The sequence below is a fragment of the Leptolyngbya sp. Heron Island J genome (assembly GCF_000482245.1).
Lineage (GTDB): Bacteria > Cyanobacteriota > Cyanobacteriia > Phormidesmidales > Phormidesmidaceae > Leptothoe.
Genome location: NZ_AWNH01000030.1, coordinates 45,332 through 54,700, shown reverse-complemented (window position 1 = coordinate 54,700; position 9,369 = coordinate 45,332). Strand labels below are relative to the sequence as shown.

The following is a 9,369-nucleotide window of genomic DNA, read 5'->3' as shown; positions in this document are numbered from 1 at the left end:
CGGAATTGGGTCGAATATGGTTTGAAACAAAGCAAGAATGAACTGGGATGGGCAGATTTTCGAGTAACGAACTATGCCCAAATTGAAAAGTGGTGGGAACTGGTTATGAGTGCCTACTTAATGGTAACGCTATACACTCCGCCCCTCCGCCCCGACGGGATCATTCCTCCAGAACAGGCTGATTCAACAGTGTTCTCATCGTTTCTCAAACACCGTTATTGGGAGGATGGAGAGGGTTGGAAGAGTTGGCTGAACAACCTACGCTTAATTCTTCTTCCTTGGGTTAGCTTTAACTTACTCAAGCCTTGGTTAGAGATTTTTTCCATTCCCCAATTAACAGAAGGGTTTGATTGTTTGATTGCATGGATGAACCAGTTTCCAGGGATAGCTGTTCCCATACAAGAGAGTCCTCCTTGAAAATCATCTCGCCAGAGTCATTAAAGAGCGCTAGGAACTTAATTATCTAATCATGACACGCTCTCGGGTGCTTAGCAGCATTTCAGCCTAGGGCTTAGGTTAGATCAATACCAAAGACCCAATCCTTATAATGAGGCTCTCGCCCTTCCGTAATCGCTGACAGCTTCTCGCGAATCTGGTCGGTGATGGGCCGCACCGTCGATAGCGTATAGTTTTCTACCTGACGTACTGGTGTTACCTTGGCCGCCGTACCGCTCAAAAATACCTCATCGGCAATCAACAGTTCCGACTTATCCACCGGACGCTCAACCACATCAATGCCTAAATCCTTTGCAACCTGTAGTACGCTATCGCGGGTAATGCCTTCTAAGATATCTTGCTCAAATCCTGGAGCGATCAGTTTGCCATTGCGGACAATAAAGATATTCATCCCAGAGGCTTCGCTCACCTTGCCCTGGGAGTTCATCAAAATGGCTTCATCAAAGCCTGCTTCGACGGCTTCTGTTTTAGCTAGAGAAGAGGTGATGTAAGCACCGCTGATTTTGCCTCGCAGCGGTAGACTACGATCTTCCTGGCGATACCAAGAACTGACCCGACAGCTAACACCCTCTGGTGAGAGATAATCCCCGAGCTCTAGACCATAGACAAAAAAGTCTTTTTTTACATTGTGTAGTCGAGGGGCAATGCCCAGATCGGAGGTGTAGACAAACGGTCGAATATAAAAGGATGTCCTGGGGCTGTTCTTTTTAACAAATTCCGTAATCACATGCTGAATCTTGTCTGCCGGCAAATCAAAATTCAGCAGCCGCGCGCTGGCACTCAAGCGAGCACAGTGACGGTCTAACCGAAAGAGCAAGGCTCGATTTTCGTTCTGAGGATCGGGAATGCCACGCAACCCGCCAAAGGCACCCGTACCGTAGTGCAACGCATGGGTAGCGATGGAAATTTTGGCATCCTCAAACGGACAAAACTGACCCTCAAAATAAGAAATCGGCAGAAAATTATGCATTGGACCGGCGGCTTCACGAAATCGTTTTACCTAGGATAGAGGAGTTCCTGGGTAAACGGACAATCGGTTTGGGGAATGTAGGGGTTCTTTAAGGTTTGCTTATGACCCTGCTTACACCAAGGTAATCACTGTAATTTCTGGATTGCAGAAAAGCCGTCCTGGGGCATAAGTGCCCAGACCTCGATTGACGTAGAGCAAATTCTGACCCACCTGATGTAGGCCTAAGGCCCATTGCCATTGGTCAAAGACGCTGGCACATTGATCGCTGACATAGGGAATGCCGCTTTTGCGAATAATGGCGGGCAGCCGTTTGCGAAAACGAAACCAGTGCTGGGCGACACTGCCAATGCCGGGTAGGACAATCTGGCCGCCGTGGGTATGGCCGGAAAGCTGCAGGTCGACACGCCAGGGAAGCATTTGCTTGGCGGTATAAGGATTGTGGGAAAGGACGATCCGTGGCAGGCTCTTGGGCAGCTGGTCTAATACCGTGGGGGTATAGTCTGCGGTGTAATAGTCTGCTAAACCGACTAAAGCTAGGTCATCACCTAGGGGATAGGCGATTTGGTTCCAGAGGACGTTGATGTTGCTATCGGTAAGGGCGGCGGTGACGATACCCCGAGCCATGGGCCAGTAGTTGTCGTGGTTGCCCAGGATGGCGTAGGTGGGAAAGGATTTAGCGATGGGGCTGAGCCGGGCGGCCAGGTCGTAGATTGGTTCGGGCTCGTCGGTAATAAAATCGCCGGTAAAGACGACCAGGTCTGGGTTAAGGGTGGGGATGGTTGCGATCGCATCCGCCAGCAAGGTTTCCGATAGCCGTTCGCCATCGTAATGAAAATCCGATAGCTGCACAATCACCGTACCCCGGAGCCGGGCGGGTAAATCTCGAATTGGAACTTTCAGGGAATCAACCGTCAGCGGACCGACAAACAATGGACGCATAGTTTTCAGGAACAAAAAGTTCGTTACTTAACTTAACTCTGATGCTGAAGCCCTGCCACGGCTGTCTACTGCCGTTAATCGTCTAATTTGACAGTTATCAGACTGGTCCAGGGAAATCCCCAGGTGCAGAGTTTACCGACAAGACTATAAAATCCACATAAATTAATGAATTCATACCGTTGTTGATTAAGAGAATGAATCGATCTGACATTTAGGGCAATTCGCCCTGACTTGATGAATGGAACCATCCCGATGATCAGTAACGCCAAGCAAGTTTTAGTCTTGAGTTCTAAGTGATGAATTCAGCCGCTGGATATGTTGCCGACGGTTTAGGCCAAAATTACATTGATACCTATCTGCAGCAATTAGCTCCAGCTTCAAAAATAAGGATTTAATTGGGTTCTATTTTGGACGCACAGGTGTTCCCCGGAACGCCTCTTCAGAAGACACCGTTTTTAGGACGTTTTTATGACTGCTGCCACACTCACACCCCAGGAACAAAGCAACCTTGCCCAAGCAATTGACTACAGCCACATCCAGTCAATTGCTGAGATCTGGCCCATCGTAGCCGATAGGTTTCCCAACCAGACCGCCGTGGAAGAACCCCACGGGACACCTGAGATCACTCTGACCTATGGCCAACTGGCGCAGCAGATCCAACAGTTTGCAGCGGGTCTTCAAACCCTGGGTATCCAACCCCAGGACAAAATTGCCCTATTTTCCGATAACCAACCCCGGTGGCTAGTGGCCGATCAGGGAATCATGACTGCCGGTGCCGTGGATGCCGTGCGCGGTTCCCAAGCAGACAAAGATGAGCTGGGTTATATCCTGGAGCACAGCGATTCTGTAGCTATCATTGTGCAGGATCAAGCTACCCTGACTAAGCTAGCGGACCACTTGGCTGATAAAGATCTGCGCTTTATTGCCTTGCTATCCGATGAAACGCCTCAGCTAGACACAGCCACTAAACTGCTCAACTTTAAGCAGCTGATGGAGCTGGGGGCTGGGGTTGAGGTACAAACGGTGGAGTATAGCCGTGGCCAGCTGGCCACCCTGATGTACACCTCCGGCACCTCCGGCAGACCCAAGGGGGTGATGCTCAGCCAGGCCAACCTACTTTCGCAAATTGCGGGAGCTTGTAGCGTTGTCCATCCTAAACCAGGCTCCAAGGTAATGAGCATCTTGCCCATCTGGCACTGCTACGAGCGCACCTTTGAATACTTCACCCTCTCCCAGGGCGTTCATCAGATCTACACCAGCATTCGCCACGTCAAAAGCGATCTAAAAAGCTACAAACCCAACTATATGGTGGGCGTTCCCAGACTGTGGGAATCCATTTATGAGGGCGTCCAAAAACAGTTTCGCGAACAGCCCGATAGCAAACAAAAGCTAATCAACTTTTTCCTACATCAGAGCCAGCGCTACATTACCGCCAAGCGCATTGCCGATAACCTGAGTTTGAACGACACACCTGGCGGATTTGACCGCGCCATGGCCAGCACCCAATGTGCCGTGCTCAAACCTTTCCATAAGCTGGGGGATACCATCGTCTACAAAAAAGTGCGTGAAGCCACTGGCGGCAACATTAACTTTGTTGTTAGCGGCGGCGGCTCCATTGCCGACCACCTCGAAGACTTTTACGAAATTATCGGCGTCGACATCCTCGGCGGCTACGGCCTCACTGAAACGTCCCCCATCACCCATGTCCGTCGCCCCTGGCAAAACCTACGTGGTGCTGACGGCCAGCCCCTGCCTGGCACCCAAACCCGTATCGTTGATTTAGAAACCCGGCAAGACGTTCCCCAAGGCCAGCAGGGTCTCGTCCTGATTCGCGGTCCCCAGGTAATGCAGGGCTACTACAAAAACCCGGAAGCCACCACCAAAGCCATTGACCCCGACGGCTGGTTTGATACCGGCGACCTGGGCAAAATCACCGCCAACGGCGATCTGATTATTACTGGTCGTGCCAAAGACACCATCGTCCTTACCAACGGCGAAAACATCGAACCCCAACCGGTCGAAAACGCCTGCGCCCGCAGCAAATATGTCGACCAGATTATGCTTGTCGGCCAGGACCAAAAAGTGCTCGGAGCCCTGATTGTCCCCAACCTCGAAGCCCTCAGTCAGTGGGCCGCCACCCAGGGCATCACCATCAACGAAACCAACCCCGCTGAATCCCTCAGCAATCCCAAAGTCCAAACCCTGTTCAAACAAGAACTCACCCGCGAAGTCAAAGCCCGACCTGGCCACCGCCCCGACGAACGTATCGGACCCTTTACTTTGCTGAGCGAACCCTTTTCCATCGAGAACGGCATGCTCACCCAAACCCTAAAAATCAAGCGTCCGGTAGTCACCCGCAATTATCAAAATGTGATTGACGGATTGTTTGAATAACCACCAGCCGTATCCAGAAAACCTCATTCACAATGGGCAAGCCTTCCTAGGGGTAGCGCTGCGTGCCTACCCCCGCCAGTACTCCTTAAAAGTACAGAAAATCTTGCAATCGATTTTTTTCGACCGGAAAGGGGTATATTCCTATTGAAATTGATTTCTAAAACCTCCTATTTGTAGTTCTATGGACGCTTCGCAATCCCAACTTCTCCTCAAACGAGTCATCAACGTTAAGGCTGTCGTTACGCCCCTCTGGAAAGAAGAAGCCCAGAACCAGCTACAAAAGCAGATTAACAATATTGACAGCCGCTTGCAGCAGCTCGAAATGCAAGGCCAGCGAATGGTAAGCGAACTACAAAAGCAAGAAGCTAACGAATCGGTCCAGAAGCAAATGTCGGCTGTCCAAAATAAGATTAACGAAGATAAAAATAAGCTACTGCAGCAAAAAAATCAGGTACTGCAGCAGCTGCAGCAAGTTCAAACTCTAGAACTTAATAAGGAAGTTAGCCAGGGTCAAATCGATGGCTTTTTTAAGGTGTCCACTGGCGATAACCTGGTCAAAAAAATGCAGGTAGAAATCCTGCTTCGTGATGGCGTCATTGAAGAAATTCGCGGCGAGCTGTAGACCAGCAGCAACTGGGTAAATCATCAATATTTTAGATTTGTACCCTCCACAATTTTAAAAAGCCCGTCGTTAATTAACGACGGGCTTTTTATTTCAGTTCCCATTTAATCTAATGACCCAAAGTCTTTTAGAATAAGATGCTGGCGTGCCTCTACGGTTCGTTAACATATTTTGTTGTCCACCCGTCCCGGAATTTCCCAATGATTCGCGAAGTGTTCATGCCCGCCCTTAGCTCAACTATGACTGAGGGAAAAATCGTTTCTTGGACAAAAGCCCCTGGTGACAAGGTAGAAAAAGGTGAAACCGTTGTCGTCGTTGAGTCTGACAAGGCCGACATGGACGTCGAATCGTTCTATGAGGGGTATCTGGCTATTATCGTTGTTGAAGCTGGGGATGTGGCTCCTGTGGGCAGCGCCATCGGACTTCTAGCCGAAACCGAAGCCGAAATCGAAGCCGCTAAACAGCAGGCTGCCGCCGCTGCTCCTGCTGCTGCCCCTGCTCCCGCTGCCGCCCCTGCCCCTGAACCCGTCGCCGCTGCCGCTGCTCCCGTCGCCTCACAAAATGGCAGCACCAGCGGTCGTCTAATCGCCTCCCCCCGCGCCAAAAAGCTCGCCAAACAGCTCAAAATCGACATCAAGACCCTGGTCGGTTCCGGTCCCCACGGTCGTATTGTGGCCCAGGACGTTGAAAAAGCCGCCGGTCAAACACCTACACCCACTGCTCCCGCTCCTGTAGCGGCACCTACCCCAGCTCCAGCCGCTGCCGCCGCTGCGATCCCTGCCGCCCCCACCGCCCCACCGCCGGTTCCTGGTCAGGTGACTCCTTTCAACACTATGCAGCAGGCCGTTGTGCGTAACATGAACGCTAGCCTCAATGTGCCTGTCTTCCGCGCCAGCTATAGGATTACCACTGATGCCCTGGATGCTCTGTATAAGCAAATCAAACCCAAGGGCGTTACCATGACCGGTCTGCTAGCCAAGGCTGTAGCCGTTACCCTGACTAAGCACCCCATCGTCAATGCCAGCTACACCGACGCCGGTACCCAGTATAACGGCAGCATCAATGTGGCTGTGGCTGTGGCCATGCCCGACGGGGGGTTGATTACCCCAGTCCTACGCGGTGCCGATCAAATGGATATCTATTCTCTATCCCGCAGCTGGAAGGATCTGGTTGCCCGTGCCCGCAGCAAGCAGCTACAGCCCGAGGAGTACACCACCGGTACCTTTACCCTGTCTAATCTGGGTATGTTTGGTGTGGAAAGCTTTGATGCGATTCTGCCCCCCGGCACTGGTTCTATTTTGGCCATCGGCGGGGCTAAACCTACTGTTGTCGCTGACGCGAACGGCATGTTTGGGATCAAAAAGCAGATGACTGTCAATATCACCTGTGACCATCGCATCATCTACGGTGCGGATGGGGCTGCCTTCCTCAAGGATCTAGCAGATCTGATTGAGAACAATCCTCAATCTTTGACCCTTTAAAGCGAGCCAGGCAGAGAGTTAACCTGGCTTAAAATCACCTCTGAGCATGTTCTGAATGTAACCAGCTGTAAGGGCAGGCCTTGGTATATGTTTAGCGTGGCCTAAGCCGCTTTTTTTAAGCACCATGGCATGAGCTACCTGTTCAATAAACGAGTCGCCCCGTTGTGTACAGGTAGAGCGGCCAAGGAGTCAAGGTTCGCCCAAGTATCTGCCCCGTGAAGTGTCTTATTGCCACAGGACAGTTTTCGACTAATTACAGCCGGTCGCAATTATCGCTTTGCCTGGTTATTGGTCGCCTCAATATCGGGATAGTTTAAAGAGGTGAATAGATGGTCCTGCTGTTTTCGTAAGCGTTTTCGGATTTTTTCTGCTTGTTGAGACTGGGCATCATGGGCCAGTCTAGGAGACATTAGAAGCTGGTCAACTCGGGTTTCAAATAGAGAGTCCTCCTTTTCTACCCTACACTTGCTCCTAAAGAATGGGAGAAAAAACAACCTAAGAGCTAAGAATGCTCAGATATGGTAGATGAGTAACACCAATTTATGGTGCTTACATGTAATAGACCTGCACATTAAATTTCGTTGATACTAGCCGTAAGAAAGAAATGCTTCCGGGCGTTTTTGCTAAGTTTCAAAAAGAAGAATTGTAGGTCTGAGGAGTAGAACCGTGGCATTAGGACATATACAAATACTCCGGCAAGGCATATCAACCTGGAATCAATGGCGGGCAAATCATCCCAATGTGACTCCAGACCTTTGCGGAGCCAATCTCGCTGACGCTCATCTCAGTCAAGCTAATTTATCTGGAGCCAACTTATTTCGGGCTAGCCTGTGTCGAGCTAATCTGAGTCAAGCCCATTTACATGCCGCAAACCTAAGTCACGGGGATCTGCGCAGAGCCAATCTCAAGGACACTGTCTTCAGTGACGCTAATCTGAGTGGTACTTGCCTCAGTAGAGCCGATCTAAGTAGAGCTAATTTTTACGCTGCCAACCTGAGCGGGGCTAACCTAAGTCAGGCTAATCTGAGTGACGCCAACTTACAAAGGGCCTATTTAATTGAGGCCAACCTACAGTCTGCGAATTTGAGTGACACCGATTTGACGGGAGCCAATCTCAGAAACGCTAACCTCAGCCATGCAAAAGCACTGAGAAGCAATTTCTCAAAATCTGAGCTGACAGGTGCTTGTCTACAGGGCTGGAAGATCGATGATATAACGCTCTTTCAGGAAATCTGTTGTAAATACGTTTACCTTAAATCCCACAAACAAGGACGTTATCCCAAACAAGGACTCTTCGACGCGAATGAGTTTATAACGATTTTGCAACAGGCATAGGAATAAGCAAGTCTGCCCATCTAGAGGCAGCATGATCTTGACCTTAAAATTTCTATGCTTTATGCTTCATCAGCCTTCTGTAGGCATGCTTGCAAAATCGTTTGAGGTCAGTCAAACTCGCCAAGGGCTACTGAGAGTTTTTGTGCTTCCTCACAATCGCCCATCTAGCGATTTGGCTCAAATGCAGCTCGCTTTTCGTGTGACTTTTTGGCTGAGCGCCAATGATATCACATTCAATGAGGGAAAGTTTACGGGCTGTTTGTGCACATCAACATCTAGTCATACCCGTCCATAGAGTGAAAACTGTAACTCATGCCGTGCGATCGCCTTTTGGATGCTGGTGTCGATCATCTGCTGCAGGCGTTCGTGAGTGAGGAGTGGGGGTGGGGGTTAGCCATGGTGGTGTTGGGACGATTTAGCTAAGCTTCTCTTTACTTATTCTTGATACAGTTCATTTTAGGCTATCAGCTTTCATATGCCCTGTCAGAGACACGATACGACTAAAACTAGTTTGAATAAAGTAGAATGCCCAGGTCACAATTCCCAACAGTTTAAGTCCATCTTCTATCAAAAAATTTTCTCCGTCTCTTAACCAATACTTTCTCCCATCTGGTAAGGGTATGAGGTGATCGACAACCAACGAAGAAAACAAGAACAGTAGAGCCAGAAAAAGAAATTTATAGTCAGTATTTCGAATCGTTTTATGGAATCTAAGCAAGGAATATATCATTGCACTTCCATAAGCCAAAGGTAAAAGCGTCTCAGCTGTGTCATAAGAAAGAATATTCTCTAATATTTTTGGAACAACACTCTCATGCAGTAAAAGGCCATCATCTAGCATGAGTATTAAGCTAATTAGGCCAAAAAATAGTAGCAACAGAGAAAATTCTCGCTCTCTTTTAGCATAAGACAAGATAACTGCGCTAAATAAATTAACTGATGCTGTTATGCACCACAGAAATACACCACAATTTGAAAGTAAACCGTAGTATGGAGGGACGTCTGCAAGCGTAAAGACATCTCTCAATAATATTTCTGGTGAGATTAGTGGTTGCAGCCATATTAAGACTATTAAAGCTATAACGAGTAGATATATTCCTGCTAGAATAAAACTTGCTTTTCTTGACGAAAAAGATTGAGGAATTTTTAACATAGGGACTATTTCTTGAATG

8 protein-coding genes and 1 pseudogene are annotated in these 9,369 nt (G+C 49.1%); 5 read left to right on the top strand and 4 right to left on the bottom strand.

The window, feature by feature from the left end:
* Positions 1-417 (top strand): annotated as a pseudogene (locus N836_RS77500) (IS701 family transposase); the annotation flags it as partial.
* 94 nt (positions 418-511) lie between these two features.
* Here the strand turns inward: N836_RS77500 and N836_RS48610 are convergent.
* Entirely contained in the window at positions 512-1,426 is a 915-nt protein-coding gene (locus N836_RS48610) for a branched-chain amino acid transaminase (protein ID WP_023071995.1), read from the bottom strand.
* Positions 1,427-1,537: 111 nt separating this feature from the next.
* Positions 1,538-2,365, bottom strand: coding sequence for a metallophosphoesterase (locus N836_RS48605; RefSeq protein ID WP_023071994.1), 828 nt, complete (start codon positions 2,363-2,365; stop codon positions 1,538-1,540).
* A 468-nt stretch (positions 2,366-2,833) separates the two neighbouring features.
* On the opposite strand from N836_RS48605, the gene N836_RS48600 reads away from it, so the two are divergent.
* From N836_RS48600 to N836_RS48590, 3 genes are all read left to right on the top strand, one after another.
* On the top strand, positions 2,834-4,759 hold the full coding sequence (locus N836_RS48600; protein WP_023071993.1) for an AMP-dependent synthetase/ligase: 1,926 nt from the start codon (positions 2,834-2,836) through the stop codon (positions 4,757-4,759).
* 181 nt (positions 4,760-4,940) lie between these two features.
* Positions 4,941-5,381: a YlqD family protein gene (locus N836_RS48595; RefSeq protein WP_023071992.1), complete on the top strand. Its 441-nt coding sequence runs from the start codon at positions 4,941-4,943 to the stop codon at positions 5,379-5,381.
* A 239-nt stretch (positions 5,382-5,620) separates the two neighbouring features.
* Positions 5,621-6,862, top strand: coding sequence for a dihydrolipoamide acetyltransferase family protein (locus N836_RS48590; protein ID WP_023071991.1), 1,242 nt, complete (start codon positions 5,621-5,623; stop codon positions 6,860-6,862).
* A 269-nt stretch (positions 6,863-7,131) separates the two neighbouring features.
* Here the strand turns inward: N836_RS48590 and N836_RS76430 are convergent, their stop codons facing one another.
* The gene (locus N836_RS76430) at positions 7,132-7,272 is read right to left on the bottom strand and encodes a hypothetical protein (RefSeq protein WP_023071990.1); all 141 of its coding nucleotides are present in this window, start codon (positions 7,270-7,272) and stop codon (positions 7,132-7,134) included.
* Positions 7,273-7,528: 256 nt separating this feature from the next.
* Between N836_RS76430 and N836_RS48585 the strand changes: the two genes are divergently transcribed.
* Positions 7,529-8,197 (top strand): pentapeptide repeat-containing protein, encoded by a 669-nt coding sequence (locus N836_RS48585; protein WP_023071989.1) that lies wholly within the window; start codon positions 7,529-7,531, stop codon positions 8,195-8,197.
* Positions 8,198-8,648: 451 nt separating this feature from the next.
* Here the strand turns inward: N836_RS48585 and N836_RS48575 are convergent, their stop codons facing one another.
* Positions 8,649-9,350 (bottom strand): hypothetical protein, encoded by a 702-nt coding sequence (locus tag N836_RS48575; protein ID WP_023071987.1) that lies wholly within the window; start codon positions 9,348-9,350, stop codon positions 8,649-8,651.
* Positions 9,351-9,369 lie beyond the last annotated feature (19 nt).

Excerpts from the sequence above, each read along its gene's own strand:
- N836_RS48600 (WP_023071993.1), top strand. The coding sequence starts at position 2,834 with ATGACTGCTGCCACACTCACACCCCAGGAACAAAGCAACCTTGCCCAA.
- N836_RS48595 (WP_023071992.1), top strand. The coding sequence starts at position 4,941 with ATGGACGCTTCGCAATCCCAACTTCTCCTCAAACGAGTCATCAACGTT.
- N836_RS48605 (WP_023071994.1), bottom strand. The coding sequence starts at position 2,365 with ATGCGTCCATTGTTTGTCGGTCCGCTGACGGTTGATTCCCTGAAAGTT.
- N836_RS48590 (WP_023071991.1), top strand. The coding sequence starts at position 5,621 with ATGACTGAGGGAAAAATCGTTTCTTGGACAAAAGCCCCTGGTGACAAG.
- N836_RS76430 (WP_023071990.1), bottom strand. The coding sequence starts at position 7,272 with ATGTCTCCTAGACTGGCCCATGATGCCCAGTCTCAACAAGCAGAAAAA.
- N836_RS48610 (WP_023071995.1), bottom strand. The coding sequence starts at position 1,426 with ATGCATAATTTTCTGCCGATTTCTTATTTTGAGGGTCAGTTTTGTCCG.
- N836_RS48575 (WP_023071987.1), bottom strand. The coding sequence starts at position 9,350 with ATGTTAAAAATTCCTCAATCTTTTTCGTCAAGAAAAGCAAGTTTTATT.